The sequence below is a fragment of the Lysobacter sp. Root916 genome, assembly GCF_001429785.1.
In the GTDB taxonomy this organism is placed as follows: domain Bacteria; phylum Pseudomonadota; class Gammaproteobacteria; order Xanthomonadales; family Xanthomonadaceae; genus Lysobacter.
Genome location: NZ_LMJF01000014.1, coordinates 85,179 through 99,466, shown reverse-complemented (window position 1 = coordinate 99,466; position 14,288 = coordinate 85,179). Strand labels below are relative to the sequence as shown.

Annotated in this window: 13 protein-coding genes; 9 read left to right on the top strand and 4 right to left on the bottom strand. The window is 70.8% G+C overall.

Annotation, left to right across the window (positions count from 1 at the left end; genetic code table 11):
- Positions 1-19 precede the first annotated feature (19 nt).
- Together rsmG and ASE35_RS15275 are read right to left on the bottom strand one after the other, a co-directional pair.
- Complete coding sequence (gene rsmG / locus ASE35_RS15280; protein WP_057164391.1) at positions 20-727, bottom strand: 16S rRNA (guanine(527)-N(7))-methyltransferase RsmG; 708 nt, start codon at positions 725-727, stop codon at positions 20-22.
- A 32-nt stretch (positions 728-759) separates the two neighbouring features.
- The gene (locus ASE35_RS15275; protein WP_057164390.1) at positions 760-1,368 is read right to left on the bottom strand and encodes a 4'-phosphopantetheinyl transferase superfamily protein; all 609 of its coding nucleotides are present in this window, start codon (positions 1,366-1,368) and stop codon (positions 760-762) included.
- Positions 1,369-1,552: 184 nt separating this feature from the next.
- Here ASE35_RS15275 and ASE35_RS15270 point away from each other — a divergent pair, with 184 nt between their 5' ends.
- The gene (locus ASE35_RS15270; protein ID WP_057164389.1) at positions 1,553-2,914 is read left to right on the top strand and encodes an AMP-binding protein; all 1,362 of its coding nucleotides are present in this window, start codon (positions 1,553-1,555) and stop codon (positions 2,912-2,914) included.
- Positions 2,915-3,095: 181 nt separating this feature from the next.
- Positions 3,096-3,368: a GlsB/YeaQ/YmgE family stress response membrane protein gene (locus ASE35_RS15265; protein WP_056179815.1), complete on the top strand. Its 273-nt coding sequence runs from the start codon at positions 3,096-3,098 to the stop codon at positions 3,366-3,368.
- 617 nt (positions 3,369-3,985) lie between these two features.
- Here ASE35_RS15265 and xth read toward each other — a convergent pair.
- Complete coding sequence (gene xth, locus ASE35_RS15260; RefSeq protein ID WP_057164388.1) at positions 3,986-4,753, bottom strand: exodeoxyribonuclease III; 768 nt, start codon at positions 4,751-4,753, stop codon at positions 3,986-3,988.
- Positions 4,754-4,817: 64 nt separating this feature from the next.
- Positions 4,818-6,239, bottom strand: coding sequence for a coniferyl aldehyde dehydrogenase (locus ASE35_RS15255; protein ID WP_057164387.1), 1,422 nt, complete (start codon positions 6,237-6,239; stop codon positions 4,818-4,820).
- A 319-nt stretch (positions 6,240-6,558) separates the two neighbouring features.
- Here ASE35_RS15255 and ASE35_RS15250 point away from each other — a divergent pair, with 319 nt between their 5' ends.
- From ASE35_RS15250 to ASE35_RS15220, 7 genes are all read left to right on the top strand, one after another.
- On the top strand, positions 6,559-7,104 hold the full coding sequence (locus ASE35_RS15250) for a gamma carbonic anhydrase family protein (RefSeq protein WP_056179821.1): 546 nt from the start codon (positions 6,559-6,561) through the stop codon (positions 7,102-7,104).
- Positions 7,105-7,234: 130 nt separating this feature from the next.
- Positions 7,235-7,915: an RDD family protein gene (locus tag ASE35_RS15245; protein ID WP_057160096.1), complete on the top strand. Its 681-nt coding sequence runs from the start codon at positions 7,235-7,237 to the stop codon at positions 7,913-7,915.
- Positions 7,912-8,949: a stage II sporulation protein M gene (locus ASE35_RS15240; RefSeq protein WP_057164386.1), complete on the top strand. Its 1,038-nt coding sequence runs from the start codon at positions 7,912-7,914 to the stop codon at positions 8,947-8,949. The genes ASE35_RS15245 and ASE35_RS15240 overlap by 4 nt, the downstream gene beginning before the upstream one ends.
- A complete protein-coding gene (locus ASE35_RS15235; RefSeq protein ID WP_057164385.1) occupies positions 8,946-10,694 on the top strand; it encodes a hypothetical protein in 1,749 nt (582 codons plus the stop codon). The genes ASE35_RS15240 and ASE35_RS15235 overlap by 4 nt, the downstream gene beginning before the upstream one ends.
- On the top strand, positions 10,691-11,842 hold the full coding sequence (locus ASE35_RS15230) for a DUF4350 domain-containing protein (protein WP_082611333.1): 1,152 nt from the start codon (positions 10,691-10,693) through the stop codon (positions 11,840-11,842). The genes ASE35_RS15235 and ASE35_RS15230 overlap by 4 nt, the downstream gene beginning before the upstream one ends.
- The gene (locus ASE35_RS15225) at positions 11,839-12,828 is read left to right on the top strand and encodes a MoxR family ATPase (protein WP_056177744.1); all 990 of its coding nucleotides are present in this window, start codon (positions 11,839-11,841) and stop codon (positions 12,826-12,828) included. Before ASE35_RS15230 ends, ASE35_RS15225 begins: the two co-directional genes overlap by 4 nt.
- Positions 12,825-14,174 carry a DUF58 domain-containing protein gene (locus ASE35_RS15220; protein ID WP_057164383.1) on the top strand — a complete coding sequence of 450 codons (1,350 nt, stop codon included), beginning with the start codon at positions 12,825-12,827 and terminating at the stop codon, positions 14,172-14,174. Before ASE35_RS15225 ends, ASE35_RS15220 begins: the two co-directional genes overlap by 4 nt.
- Positions 14,175-14,288 lie beyond the last annotated feature (114 nt).

The window sequence follows — 14,288 nt, the reverse complement described above, 5'->3', positions numbered from 1 at the left end:
GGGGCGCGTTCGCGCTCCGTCATGCGGGAATTGGGTCCGCGTCCGGGCTCGTGTCCGGATCGGGACCGGCCCCGGCGCGGGCGACCACGACCAGGTGGCGCTCGGCGTCCAGCCCAGGCACGGCCAGCGGATGCGAGGCGCGCACGCGCCAGCCCTCGGGCAGCGCGGCGATTTCGTCGGCCGGGTGGGCGCCCTTCATCGCCAGCAGCACGCCCTCGGGCTTGAGCAGGTGGCCGCCCAGTTCCAGGATCAGCGGCAGGGTCGCCAACGCGCGCGCGGTGATCGCGTCGTAGGCGCCGGGCTCGTCGAAGGCCTCGATCCGCGACTCGGCCACGCGTGCGTCCTTCAGGCCCAGGGTGCGCAGGGCTTCGCGCATGAAGCGCGCCTTCTTGCCGGCGCTCTCCACCAGGGTCACGCGCAGCCCCGGCTTGACGATCGCCAGCGGGATCCCGGGCAGGCCGGCGCCGGTGCCCAGATCGGCCAAGGCCCCGCCGCGCTGGGCGATCGCATCGACGTAGCGATGCATGGCCAGCGAGTCGAGCAGGTGCTTGGTCACCATCTCCTGCGGGTCGCGCACGGCGGTGAGGTTGTAGGTGCGGTTCCAGCGCGCGAGCAGGGCCAGGTAGTCCAGCAGCGGCGCGGCCAGGGCCGGATCCAGGGCCAGCGCGGACAGGCCCGATTCGAGCTCGCGACGGAGCCCGGGCGGAAGGGGAGCGGGTGCGTTCATTGGCGACAGTATCGCCGATGGCGGCGATGGGCTCAGCGCGGGTCGCCGATGGAATCCGCGGGCGCGCCCGGGCGCGGGCGCCAGGCCAGCGCGCCGACGTAACCCGCGGCGGGCGCCAGTTCCTGCAGCCGCCACTCCTCGGGCGCACCCAATTCGGGGTCGCTGTCGACCAGGCGCAGCGCGCCCGCGCGCTCCTCGAAGCGCAGCCGGTGCAGGCCGAAGGACAGCCCGTGCCCGTGCGCCTTGAGCACCGCTTCCTTGGCGCACCACAGGCGCAGGAAGGCGCGGTCGCGCTCGGCCTGGGCGTCCAGCCAGGCGGTCTCGGCGGCGGTGAAGTAGCGTTCGGACACCGCCAGCGCGCGCGGCCGCGCGCGCAACCGTTCCAGATCGACTCCGACCCGGCCCTGCCCGGTCAAGGCGATCAGCAGGCTGTCGCCGCTGTGGCTCCAGTTGCAGTCCCAGCCCTGGTACGGCGGTTGCAACGTGGGGCGCTGGCGGCCGTCGCGGACCAGCGGCAGGGCCTGCGCGCTGGTGCCCAATTGCGCGGCCAGCCAATGGCGCGCCTGCGCCTCGGCGGCGCGACCGGGCGTGTGCGGCTGCCAGGTCCAGCGCGGCATGGGAGGCGGATCGGGCGAAGTCATGGCGAACTCAGGGACATGAACGAGGCGTTTGGCGGAACGCCGGCGCGCCAGCGTAAGCTAAAGCAGGGGACGCGGCGCTGGCCGCGATCGATGCCGCGGCCGTAGGGCCGGCGCTCAGGGGAAGGCGGCCGATGCCGTCGGCGCCGGGTCATGCGCGCGCGGCCGGAGTAACCAATGGCGAACGATGTCAGCAGTTGTTGATCACGATGCGGTACCGGGCGGCGAGCGCGTCGCCTTAGTGGCCGGCGCGCAGGCGCGCCTGCTCGCGTACGCGCACGACGATGCGATCGCGCAGTCGCGTTTCGAACGCGAGGTGCGCGCGCTGGCCGCGGCGCTGCCGGCGGCGCGCTATGCGATCAATCTGTGCGAGGACCGTTACCGCTTCCTGGTCGCGTTCTGCGCGGCCGCGCTGCGCGGGCAGACCACGCTGCTGCCGTCCTCGCGCGCGCCGGCGGTGATCGGCGACGCGCTCGCCCAGCACGCCGACAGTTATTGCCTGGGCGACATCGCCCTGGATCCGCCGCCGCCGCAGTACTGGCGCCTGCCCGAGACCCTGGCGCAGGCCGAGGGCGCGCCGCCGACGATAGCGAACGACGCGCTGGTCGCGATCGGTTTCACTTCCGGCAGCACCGGCCAGCCCAAACCCAATCCCAAGACCTGGCGTGCGTTCCGCGCCAGCACCGCGCAGAACCTGGCCGCGCTGGCCAACCTGCTCGCGCCGAACCGGGTTACCCCGCTGGTCGCGACCGTGCCGCCGCAGCATATGTACGGCATGGAGATGTCGGTGCTGCTGCCGCTGCTGGGGCCGATCGCGGTGCATGCGGCGCGGCCGTTCTTCCCCAGCGATGTCGCCCAGGCCCTGGCCGACGCACCGGCGCCGCCCTTGCTGGTGACCACGCCCGTGCACCTGCGCGCGCTGGTCGAATCCGGCATCGCGCTGCCGCCGCTGGCCGGCATCGTTTCGGCCACCGCGCCGCTGGCGCAGGATCTGGCCCTGGCCGCGGAAACGCGCTACGGCTGCGAGGTCCGCGAAGTGTTCGGTTCCACCGAAACCTGCGTGATCGCGCGCCGCCGCACCGCGCATGAATTGGCTTGGACACCGCTGCCTGGCGTGCGCGTGTTGCCGCAGCCCGACGGCACCGCGGTGTACGCCCCGCATCTGCCCGAGCCGGTGGTGCTGGCCGATCTGATGGAAGTCGGCGCCGACGGCCGCTTCGTGTTGCGCGGGCGCAGCGCGGATCTGCTGGAGATCGCCGGCAAGCGCGCCTCGCTGGGCGATCTCACCCGCAAGCTGCTCGCGATCGAGGGCGTGGAGGACGGCGTGGTGTTCCAACTCGACGCCGCCGAGGGCGCGGTGCGCCGGATCGCGGCGCTCGCGGTCGCGCCCACCCTGGACGAAGCCGGCATCCTGCACGCGCTGCGCGCGAGCATCGATCCGGTCTTTCTGCCGCGCCCGCTGCGCATCGTCGAGGCCTTGCCGCGCAACGAAACCGGCAAGCTGCCGCGCGATCGCCTGCTGCGATTGCTGCAGGGCGACGCCGGCTGAGTCAGCGCTGTGAATTCGCGCGCGGCGTGTCTACGTTGCGTGAAGCGCACCGGGTCTGCGCTGACATCTCCGTCACGAAGCCACGCCCAGACTGCCTGCGTCCCGAGGCGGCAGAGGCTGCGTATTCGTCGGTGCGAATGCGTATCGGGCGTCATTGGAACGGACAGGAGACAGCATCATGATGGGCATCATTATTTGGTTGGTCGTAGGCGGCGTTATCGGTTGGCTCGCAAGCATGATCATGAAAACCGACGGCCAGCAGGGCATTTTCCTGAACGTGATCGTCGGCATCGTCGGCGCCTTCCTCGGTGGTTGGCTGGGCGGTTTGCTGGGTCTGGGCGCGGGCGACATCAACGACGGCAATTTCAGCCTCAACGGGCTGCTGCTTTCGCTGGTGGGCGCGATCGTGCTGTTGGGCATCGTCAATTTGTTCCGGCGCGGCCGCGTGCGCTGATCCGCTCCATGTTCGACGAAAAAGCCCGGCGATGCCGGGCTTTTTTTTATGGGCCGGGCGGACGTGGAGCCGTGTTGCTTACTAGCCACAGGCTCGTGCGTCGCTGAACGCCAGTAGGCTCTTGCTCTTAGCCCCCTCCTTTGAAAAAGGGTGAAGCCGCGCAGCTTACGAACCGCAGGTTCGTGCGCGGCTGAACGCCGGCAGGCTATGCCTGCTGGCCGGGCGGGTTGGGGAGTCCGCCTGCTGCGCATGCGGGTCACTTTCTCTTGCTAGCCCAAGAGAAAGTAACCAAAGAGAAGGGCTAGCGTGACCAACCCTCCCTTGCGAGTTCGGTGCGTGCGCCGGGATTTTTCGATAGGACATCCTTGTCCTATCGAAAAACGGCGCGCGTCCTGCGCGCCGCCCTTCGGGTCTACGGCTGATCGGCGAGTGCGTTGCAATGGATTCCAATGCCGGGGCAACTGCAACGGCGTCTGCCTGATCTTGCTGCGCGCGGAGCTTTAACCCGATGTGGCGGTCGGAGATTCGACTGCGGGATTGAGCCCGCTTGCGTCTACGTCGAAGGACCGAGGCGGTCTCGCTCGTTTCTCATTGCTCCAGGCTTACTTCAGCCTCGCTCAGCCCAACTCCACCCAAGCCGGCGCGTGATCGCTGGGGCGCTCCCAAGTGCGGGGTTCGCGGTCGATGCCGGCGCCGGTGCAGCGGGCGCGCAAGGCGTCGGAAATCAGGGCCAGGTCGATGCGCAGGCCGAGGTTGCGGCGGAACGCCGCCTGGCGGTAGTCCCACCAGCTGAATTCGCCGGCGGCATCGTGGTGCATGCGGTAGCTGTCGTGCAGGCCCAGCGCGTACAGGCGCTGCAGGGCGTCGCGTTCGGCGGTGGAGGTGAGTATGTGCGTCTCGTTCCACACTGCCGGGTCGTACACGTCGCGCTCGTCGGGGGCGATGTTGAAATCGCCCAGCACCACCAGCTGCGGATGCGCGCGCAGTTCCTCGGCCAGCCAGGCGTGGACCGCGTCCAGCCAGCGCAGCTTGTAGGCGTACTTGTCGGTGCCCACGTCCTGGCCGTTGACCACGTACAGGTTGACGATGCGCACGTCGCCGACGGTGGCCGCGATCACGCGCTTTTGTTCGTCGTCCAGGCCGGGCACGCCGATCTGCACGTCTTGCGCCGGTTCGCGCGAGAGGATGGCCACGCCGTTGTAGGTCTTCTGCCCCGCGAATACGCTGCGGTAGCCCAGCGCCGACAGCTCGGTGTCGGGGAAGCGGTGGTCCTCCAGCTTGGTTTCCTGCAGCGCGACCACGTCCGGCGCGCGCAGGCCCAGCCAGGTTTCCAGGTGCGGCATGCGCACGTTGAGCGAGTTGACGTTCCAGCTGACGATTTTCATGGCCGCGAGTGTAACCACGGCCGCCGCGTTTTGGCCTGTGCCGGGCTTGCGCGCCGGCGCCGGCTCACTTGGACAGCAAGCGGATCAGGCGGTCGATCTTTCCGGTGTACGGCGGCTTGAGCCAGTCGCTGGCGGCCATGCGGCGCTGGCGGAACACCGGCAGCAGCTTGCTGAAGGTGTCGAAGCCGTTGCGGCCGTGGATCGCGCCGATGCCGCTGGGGCCGATGCCGCCGAAGGGCAGGTCGTGGGCGCCGAAGTGCAGCAGGGTGTCGTTGACGGTGACGCCGCCGGCCAGGGTCTGGCCGAGGATGCGCTCGACCTGGGCGCGGTCGTAGCCAAACGGGTACAGCGCCAGCGGCCGGTCCAGGGCGTTGATGCGCGCGATCGCTTCGTCCAGGTTGCGGTAGGACAGCACCGGCAGGATCGGGCCGAAGATCTCGTGCTGCATGACCTGGGCGTCGGCGCCGGGTTCGATCACCAGGGTCGGCGCGAACAGGCGTTCGCGCGCGGCGGTGTCCGGATCGATCGCGAAGGGTTCGATCACCTGCAGGCCGCGTGCGCGCGCGTCGTCGAGGTAGCCGCGCAGGCGCGCGTACTGGCTGTCGTTGATGATGCGGGTGTAGTCCTGGGGCGCGTCCAGTTGGCCGTAGCGCCTGCGCAGTTCGGCCTGCAGCGCGGCGACCAGGGCGTCGCGGCGGGCCGCGTCGACCAGCACGTAGTCCACGCCGATGCAGGTCTGGCCGGCGTTGAACCATTTGCCGCTGGCGATGCGCGAGGCCGCCAGTTCGATCGGGAAATCGTCGCAGATCACCGCCGGCGCCTTGCCGCCTAGCTCCAGGGTGACCGGGGTCAGGTTGGGCGCGGCCGCGGCCATGACCTTGCGCCCGACCGCGGTCGAGCCGGTGAACAGCAGGTGGTCGAAGGGCAGGGCCGAGAACGCCGCGCCGACTTCGGCGCCGCCCATCGCCACCGCGACGCGGTCGGCCGGGAACACCTCGGCCAGCAGCTCGCGCAGGTAGGCGCTGGTGCGCGGGGTGTGTTCGGAGGGCTTCAGATAGACGTGGTTGCCCGCCGCGATCGCCGACACCAGCGGCACCAGGGCCAGGTTCACCGGGTAGTTCCACGGCGACAGGATGCCGACCACGCCGACCGGCTCGGGCCGGATCTCGGCGCGCGCGGGCCAGAAACGCCAGCCCACCGCGGCCCGGCGCGGGCGCATCCAGCGGCGCAGGTGGCCGATCGCGTGGTCGATCTCGGCCAGGGTGATCATGGCCTCCGACAGCAGGTTCTCGTGGCTGGAGCGGTGGCCGAAATCGGCTTGGATCGCCGCGTCCATTTCCGTCACCCGGGCCCGAAACGCGTCGCGCAGGCGCAGCAGGTCGGCGCGGCGCTGGGCGTAGTCGGGCTTGCGCGCGCGCCAGGCCGAGCGCAGACGCTCGCGGGTGGCGGCCAGTTCGCTGGGGGTGGTGTCGGCGGTGATGTCCATACGCCGCAGTGTAGTCGCGCCGGGGGCGCCAGGGGGCGTCGCCGGTGGGGCGGAACAGGCCAGGCGTGGGGGGCGACGCGGCCGTCCTTGGCGCCGGGGCCGGCACGGTGCCGGGATCGGCCGGGCGCGCGAGCGCCGGCGCCGATGCGTGCCGGAACGGACGCGCGCGCGGCCAGGTCGGCCTGCGCCGCCATGGCCATCGATGCGTGCGTGTTCGCCCGCACGCGCAGCCAGCATCGCGCGACGGCAAGCGTTGAAACGACCGCGCTTGCGCCCAGCCGTGGCCATGGCGTCGGCGCGCGCGGCTTACAATCCGGGCATGAGCCTGCGTCCCTATCTTGAGCACACCCCCGAACTCGGCGAGCGCGTCTACGTCGATCCCGCCGCCACCGTCATCGGCCAGGTCGCCCTGGGCGACGATGTGTCGATCTGGCCCGGCTGCGTGGTGCGCGGCGATGTGAACTTCATCCGCATCGGCGCGCGCACCAACATCCAGGACGGCACCATCGTCCACGTCACCCACGAGGGGCCGTTCACGCGCCCGGGCGGGCTGCCCACCCTGATCGCCAACGACGTCACCATCGGCCACGGCGCGATCGTGCACGCCTGCCGGATCGAGGAATTCGCCCTGATCGGCATGGGCGCCAAGATCCTCGACGGCGCGACCGTGCAGCGTTTCGGCTTCGTCGGCGCGGGCGCGGTGATCGCGCCCGGCAAGACGGTCGGCGAGGGCGAGCTGTGGCTGGGCAATCCGGCACGTTTAGCGCGCAAGTTGAGTGAGCGCGAGATCGAACAGCTGCAATACAGCGCCCAGCACTACGTGCGCCTGAAGGATCGTTACCTGGGTATGGCGGACGCGGGCTAGGCACGGCCCTGGGCCGCGTTTACAGTCGTCGCAGGGGAGAAGCCGGAAACCGCATGGACGAGTTGCACCGAACACAGGCCGCGCGCTGCCCGACGCGACCGACGCCGCCCGCAGGCGCCGCGCCGCTGTGATGCTGGATACCTACCGCGAAGTGGTGACGCCCGAAGGCGTCGCCCTGCGACTGCCCGCGGCCGGGCCGGTGCCGCGCGCGCTGGCCTGGACCATCGATTTCTGCATCCGCCTGGCCTTGCTGTTCGTCGGCTCGCTGGCGTTCGGCCTGCTCGGCAAGGGCGGCATGGGGTTTTATCTGGTGCTGATGTTCGTGCTGCTGTGGTTCTACCACGTCGCCTTCGAGGCGATGTGGGACGGCCGCACGCCGGGCAAGCGCGCGCTGGGTCTGCGCGTGGTCGCCGAGAACGGCGCGCCGGTGGGCTGGATGCAATCGTTCGTGCGCAACCTGCTGCGGGTGGTCGACATGCTGCCGTTCGGCTACGCCTTCGGCCTGATCGCCAGCTACGCCGATCCTTACGGCCGGCGCCTGGGCGACATGGTCGCCGGCACCCTGGTCGTGCACGAGGCGCGCCGCCACGAAGCGGCGGCCGCGCCGGCCGGGGCGGCGAGCGCGCCGGCGGTGCCGCTGCTGCCTTACGAACAGGCGGCCATGGTCGCCTTCGCCGAACGCGCGCCGCGCTTGGCCGCCGCGCGCCAGATCGAACTGGCCGACCTGGTGCAGCCCCTGACCGGCGCGCGCGGCGAAACCGCGGTCGCGCGGGTCTACGGCATCGCCAACTGGCTGCTGGGGCGCAGATGAGTCAGGTCTCCGTGGTCAAGCAGGAACGTTTCGTCGAGCGCCACCAGGCCGAATGGAACCAGTTGGAGGCGTGGCTGGACGCGCGCGGCGACAGCGCCAAGCGCGCGCGCGCCGATCGCCGCAGCTGGCAAGGCCTGCCCGACTACGAAGTGCCGGCGCGCTATCGCCGCCTGTGCCAGCAGCTCGCGCTGGCGCGCCGTCGCGGTTACAGCGCGGCGGTCACCGATCGCCTGCAGGATCTGATGCAGCGCGGTCACGGCCTGCTGTACCGCGCGCCGCGGCCGCGTTGGCGGCGCGCGCTGGAATTCCTGTTCGCCGGCTTCCCGCGCCTGGTGCGCGCCGAGCGTGGCTGCATGGCCGCCGCCGCGGCCCTGTTCTGGCTGCCGCTGATCACCATGTTCGTGGCGATCCAGATCCAGCCCGAGCTGGCCAGTGCGCTGTTTCCGCCGGAGCAGCTGGCCGAATTCGAGCACATGTACGACCCCAACAGCCCGCTGCAGAAGCTCGGCCGCGGCGCCGAGACCGATCTGGCGATGTTCGGCTACTACATCCTCAACAACGTCAGCATCGGCTTTCGCACCTTCGCCAGCGGCTTCCTGTTCGGCCTGGGCTCGATCGCGGTGCTGATCATGAACGGCGTGGTGATCGGCGGCGTGGCCGGCCATCTGCAGGCGGTCGGTCACGGCGATCCGTTCTGGCGCTTCGTCGCCGGGCACTCGGCGCCGGAGCTCACCGCGATCTGGATCGCCGGCGGCGCCGGCCTGCGCCTGGGCTTGAACCTGGTCGCGCCCGGCCAGCGCCGGCGCATCGACGCCCTGATCGAAGGCGGCAAGCGCGGCGCCAAGATCTGCGTGGGCGTATTGGCGATGCTGGTGTTCGCCGCGTTCGTGGAAGCGTTCTGGTCGTCGATCGCGACCATACCGGCGGCGGTCAAATACGGCGTGGGCGCGTTGCTGTGGGCGGCGGTCGGCGGCTGGCTGTGGTTCGGCGGCCGCAACCAGAACGTCGCGATCGAGGACCGGATCGAGTCATGAAGATCGAGTCGCTCACCGTCGCGTTGCGTCCGCGCACGGCCTGGGAAGCGGTCGAGTTGGGCACCGCGCTCACGCGTCGGCATGCCGTCGCGATCTGGAAGCCCTACCTGCTGCTGACCCTGCCGCTGTTCGTCGCGCTCAACGCCGCGGCCTGGGCGCTGGACATGCTGTGGCTGGCCGCGCTGCTGATGTGGTGGCTCAAGCCGGTGTTCGACCGCATCCCGCTGTACGTGCTGTCGCGGGCGGTGTTCGGCGACGTGCCCAGCACCGGCCAGACCGTGCGCGCACAGCTGCGTTGGGGCGCGCGCTGGGCCCTGCCTTATCTGACCTGGCGTCGGCTCAGTCCGGCGCGCTCGCTGTACCTGCCGGTGGATCTGCTGGAAGGCGGGCGCGGCGCCGAGGCGCGCCAGCGCCGCAGCGCCCTGGGCGCGCCGGTGTACGGCGTGGCCGCGCTGCTGACCCTGGTCTGCTTCCATTTCGAAGGCGCGCTGTACCTGGGCATCGCGGCCGGCGCGGCGATGTTCATTCCCGCCGAATACCTGTCCGAATCCGCGCAGAGCATCTGGCAGGCGCTGTTGGCGGAAGCGACCTGGGTGCAGCTGGCCGGCAACATACTGGCCTGGGCCGCGACCTGTCTGATCGAGCCCTTCTACGTCGGCGCCGGTTTCGGCCTGTATCTCAACCGCCGCACCGAGATCGAGGCCTGGGACATCGAGATCGTGTTCCGGCGCCTGCGCGCGCGCCTGAGCGCCGCCAGCGCGCCGCTGCTGCTGGCGCTGTGTTTCGGCTTGGGCGTGTTGCCGGACGCTTCGGCGCAGCAGGCCGCGCCCAGCGCGCCGAGGGCGCCTTCGGCCGAGGCCGCCGCGATGGACGACGCGGCCGTCGACGAAGAGGCCGTCGACGAAGAGGCCGTCGACGAAGAGGCGGCGGACGAGTCGAACGAGGAATTCGTCGAGGCCGCGGATGCGGCTTCGATCGGCGCACCGCTGCGCGATCCGGTGGGGTCGGACGATGTCGAGGCATCCGAGGACGGTGAGGAGGCACTGCAGAAGGCCGTCGCCGCCAAGGAAGCGCAGGCGCCGCCGACCCTGGACGAGGTGTTCGGCGACGCGCGCGCCGAGGAGGCCGACTTGCGCGAGGCGGTCGATCAGGCCTATCGGGATCCGACGGTCACGCCCAAGCGCAAGGTCACCACCTGGAAAGCGCGCAACCCGGATAAGCCCCGCGAACCCAAATCGCCGCCGGCGCTGGAAGGCCTGGGCGTGGTCCTGGCGCTGATCGGCAAGTACGGCCTGTGGCTGCTGCTCGGTACGCTGGTGGTGCTGATCCTGGTGACCGCGCCGCGTTGGCTGCGTTGGCTGCGCGACAGCGCGCGCGCCGAGGAGCGCGAACCCAAGCCGGTACAGACCGGCGTGGTGATCGAGGTGGAACCGCTGCCCGACGACATCCCCACCGCCGCGCGCCGGCTGTGGCAGTCCGGCCGGCAGCGCGACGCCCTGTCCCTGCTGTACCGCGCCAGCGTCGAAGCCATGGTCGCGCGCGCCCAGGTCGTGCTGGTGCCCGGCGCGACCGAGGCCGAATGCCTGCGCGCCTCGCGCAAGATGCCGCTGGCCGAGGACCGCGAAGTCTTCGCCAGCGCTGTGCGCACCTGGCAGTACGCGGCCTATGCCCAGCGTCTGCCCGCGCTCGATGAGTTCGACGCCTTGCTGCGCACGCTCAGCCAACGTTTCGGGTGGGCCGCATGAATCTGCGTACCGCATTGGCGACCGCGCTGGTGGTCCTGCTGTTGGCGGGCCTGGGCTATTGGTGGTGGCGCACTCACGAGCGGGTCGAGGAATGGATCGATCTGCCGCGCAGCGGCGAGGCCGCCAGCAATCCGCTGTACGTGCTCAAGCTGGCCCTGAAGAAGGATGGGGTGAAGGCGCTCTCGCGCCAGCGCCTGCAGCCGGATCGGTACCCGCTGGGCGCGCGCGACACCGTGCTGCTGCTGCGCGATCCGCGCCAGCTGTCGGCGTCGGACGCCAAGGCCCTGTTGGCCTGGGTGCATGGCGGCGGCCACCTGATCGTGCGGACGCCGCCGCTGGGCGAGCTCAGCGCGGCCGCGTCGATCCCGGTGCTGACCGAGCTGGGCGTGAAGTTCTTCCCGCAGCGCGAGACCGACTGCGTGGCGATGTACGTCGAGCACCAGGATTCGCACGTCGAGTTCTGCCAGGGCCGGCGCTTCCTGTTGATGGAGCGCGCGCCGGTGCCGCTGCGCGCCTGGGGCGCGGACGACACCGGGTATGTGTTCGCGCGCCTGCCGCAGGGGCGCGGCAGCGTCGACGTGATCGCCGACCTCGACTTCGCGATCAACGCCGCCGGCGAGGAGCACGAGGAAGCGATCAAGGACGCACCGCACATCGCCCTGCTGCGCCAGCTGCTGGCGCCGAACTATCGCAGCGGCGGCACCGTGCACCTGATCTACGCGGCCGACGTGCCGTCCCTGTGGATGACCCTGCTGACCCGCAGCTGGATGGCCTGGGGCCCGATGCTGTTGGCCCTGCTGCTGTGGCTATGGCGGCGCGCGCAGCGCTTCGGGCCGCTGCTGCCGTCGCCGGCCAGCGAGCGCCGGTCCTTGCTCGAACACGTGCTGGCCAGCGGCGAGCATGTCTACCGCTACGGCTACGGCCATCTGCTGCACGCGGCCGTGCGCAATGCCTTCCTGCTGCGCCTGCGCCGCCGCGACCCGCAGGCCGCCGCGCTCGACGGCGAGCCGCAGGCGGCCCTGTTGGCCGAACGTTTCAAGCTCACGCCCGCGGAAATCCGCGAAGCGTTGGCCACGCCGGTCGCGCGCGATCACGCCGCGTTCCGTTCCCGCATCGCCACTTTGATCCGACTGAGAAACTCGCTATGACCACGCCCGCGAACGTGCCCGCACCGATCACCGGTACCGAACTGGCGCAACGCGCCGCCGCCGTGCGCGACGAGGTCGGCAAGGCCTTCATCGGCCAGGCCGAGGCGCTGGATCAGATCCTGATCGCCCTGCTCGCCGGCGGCCACGCCCTGATCGAGGGCGTGCCCGGCCTGGGCAAGACATTGCTGGTGCGCGCCCTGTCCAAGGCGCTGGACTGCGGCTACGCGCGCGTGCAGTTCACGCCCGACCTGATGCCCAGCGACATCAGCGGCCACGCGGTCTACGACCCCAAGACCGAAAGCTTCAACATCCGCCGCGGCCCGGTATTCACCAACCTGCTGCTGGCCGACGAAATCAATCGCGCCCCGGCCAAGACCCAGTCGGCGCTGCTGGAGGCGATGCAGGAACTGCAGGTCACCATCGAAGGCCACAGCTTCGAGCTGGCGCCGCCGTTCCTGACCTTGGCCACGCAGAACCCGGTCGAGCAGGAAGGCACCTACCCGTTGCCGGAAGCGCAGCTCGATCGTTTCCTGCTCAAGGTGTTGATCGGCTACCCCAGCCGCGCGGATGAGAAGCGCATGGTGACCGCGGTCAGCCAGGGCCGCAGCGCCTCGGACTTCGATCTCTCGCAGGTGCAGCGCGTGCTCGGGCCGGAGGAGATCGTGGCCATGCAGCACGGCACCTCCCTGATCACGGTCGACGACGCGGTGATCGACTACGCCGTGCGCATCGCCGCGGCCACCCGCGAGTGGGCGGGCATCGCGCTGGGCGCCGGCCCGCGCGGCAGCCTGGCGCTGGTGCGCGCGGCGCGTGCGCAGGCGGTGCTGTCGGGCCGCGACTTCGTCACTCCCGACGACGTGCGCGAGATCGCCAAGCCGGCCCTGCGCCACCGCATCGCGCTGTCGCCGGAAATGCAGATCGAGGGCCAGTCGCCCGACGACGTGCTGCACGCCTTGCTGGCCAAGGTCGAAGCGCCGCGGCAATGAGCGCCGTCGTCGCCCCGGTTCCCGCCACGCCCGCGCGCAGTCTGCCGCGGCCGGCGCCGGCCTTGCTGGCGCTGCTGGTGCTGTGGGGCGCGTTCGGCCTGGTCGCGAGCATCGGCTGGGCGCCGACGCGCGCCTGGTGGATCGCCGGTGCGGCGCTGGCCGCGATCGCCTTGTTCGATGCCTGGCGCGTGACCCTGGTGGCGACCCCGCGCGTGCAGCGGCACATGCCCGATACCTGGCCGATCGGCCTGGAGCGCGAGGTCGGCCTGACCCTGGACGGCGATGCGCGCCAGCAACCGCTGGACGTGTTCGACCTGCATCCGGGCGGCTGGTCCATGCAGGGCCTGCCGCGTCGCCTGACCCTGCGCCGCGGCGAGAGCAGCAGCATCGACTACCGCCTGCGCGCCAACGCGCGCGGCGATTTCGCCTTCGAAGGCGTGCAGTTGCGCCTGCATTCGCCGTGGCGGCTGTGGTGGCACTCGCGCGTGGCCGGCGCCGCGCAGCCGGTGCGCGTGTTCCCCAATTTCGCGCCGCTGGCCAAGTTCGCGATGTTCAGCGCCGAACAGGCCTCGCGCCTGGTCGGCGCGCACCTCAAGCGCCGTCGCGGCGAAGGCACCGACTTCCATCAGATGCGCGAGTACCGCGTCGGCGACAGCCTGCGCCAGATCGACTGGAAGGCGACCGCGCGCGCGCGCCGCCTGATCTCGCGCGAGTACCAGGACGAGCGCAACCAGCAACTGGTGCTGATGCTGGACACCGGCCGACGCCTGCTCGCGCGCGACGGCGAGTTCTCGCATTTTGATCGCGTGCTCGACGCCGCGCTGGTGGTGGCCTATCTGGCGCTGCGCCAGGGCGATGCGGTCGGCCTGCTCGCCAGCGGCGGGGCCTCGGCCTGGGTGCCGCCGCGTCGCGGCGTGGGCGCGATCGACAGCTTGCTGCGCGCGAGCTACGCGCTGCAGCCGAAGCCCATCGCCACCGACTTCCTCGCCGCCGCCACCGAGCTGTCGCTGCGCCAGCGCCGACGCTCGCTGGTGATGCTGGTCACCAATCTGCGTGACGAAGACATGGACGACGTGCTGACCGCGGTGCAGATGCTGCGCAAGCGCCATCTGGTGTGCGTGGCGTCCCTGCGCGAGGATTCGCTGGACACCGCCTTGGCCGGCGAGGTCCACGACCTGCGCGACGCGATCCGCGCCGGCGCCACCGCGCAATACCTGGAACAGCGCGCCGCCGCCCACGACGCCCTGCGCAACCACGGCGTGATGGTGCTGGACGTGTCCTGCGATCAGCTCGCCGCGTCGCTGGTGGAGAAGTACCTGGCGGTGAAGCGCGACGGCTTGTTGTAACGGCCGCGCCACTTCGGTGCCGCGCTCGTACTCCGCGTTCGCGTCGCCGGCACCTGTGGAGCGACCTAAGTCGCCATTGGAGCCAGACGCGCAAGCGAATCGTCGAATCCAGGT

What these genes read in the sequence shown, in the direction of transcription:
- rsmG (WP_057164391.1), bottom strand. Translation starts at nt 727, where the DNA reads ATGAACGCACCCGCTCCCCTTCCGCCCGGGCTCCGTCGCGAGCTCGAA.
- ASE35_RS15275 (WP_057164390.1), bottom strand. Translation starts at nt 1,368, where the DNA reads ATGACTTCGCCCGATCCGCCTCCCATGCCGCGCTGGACCTGGCAGCCG.
- ASE35_RS15270 (WP_057164389.1), top strand. Translation starts at nt 1,553, where the DNA reads ATGTCAGCAGTTGTTGATCACGATGCGGTACCGGGCGGCGAGCGCGTC.
- ASE35_RS15265 (WP_056179815.1), top strand. Translation starts at nt 3,096, where the DNA reads ATGGGCATCATTATTTGGTTGGTCGTAGGCGGCGTTATCGGTTGGCTC.
- xth (WP_057164388.1), bottom strand. Translation starts at nt 4,753, where the DNA reads ATGAAAATCGTCAGCTGGAACGTCAACTCGCTCAACGTGCGCATGCCG.
- ASE35_RS15255 (WP_057164387.1), bottom strand. Translation starts at nt 6,239, where the DNA reads ATGGACATCACCGCCGACACCACCCCCAGCGAACTGGCCGCCACCCGC.
- ASE35_RS15250 (WP_056179821.1), top strand. Translation starts at nt 6,559, where the DNA reads ATGAGCCTGCGTCCCTATCTTGAGCACACCCCCGAACTCGGCGAGCGC.
- ASE35_RS15245 (WP_057160096.1), top strand. Translation starts at nt 7,235, where the DNA reads ATGCTGGATACCTACCGCGAAGTGGTGACGCCCGAAGGCGTCGCCCTG.
- ASE35_RS15240 (WP_057164386.1), top strand. Translation starts at nt 7,912, where the DNA reads ATGAGTCAGGTCTCCGTGGTCAAGCAGGAACGTTTCGTCGAGCGCCAC.
- ASE35_RS15235 (WP_057164385.1), top strand. Translation starts at nt 8,946, where the DNA reads ATGAAGATCGAGTCGCTCACCGTCGCGTTGCGTCCGCGCACGGCCTGG.
- ASE35_RS15230 (WP_082611333.1), top strand. Translation starts at nt 10,691, where the DNA reads ATGAATCTGCGTACCGCATTGGCGACCGCGCTGGTGGTCCTGCTGTTG.
- ASE35_RS15225 (WP_056177744.1), top strand. Translation starts at nt 11,839, where the DNA reads ATGACCACGCCCGCGAACGTGCCCGCACCGATCACCGGTACCGAACTG.
- ASE35_RS15220 (WP_057164383.1), top strand. Translation starts at nt 12,825, where the DNA reads ATGAGCGCCGTCGTCGCCCCGGTTCCCGCCACGCCCGCGCGCAGTCTG.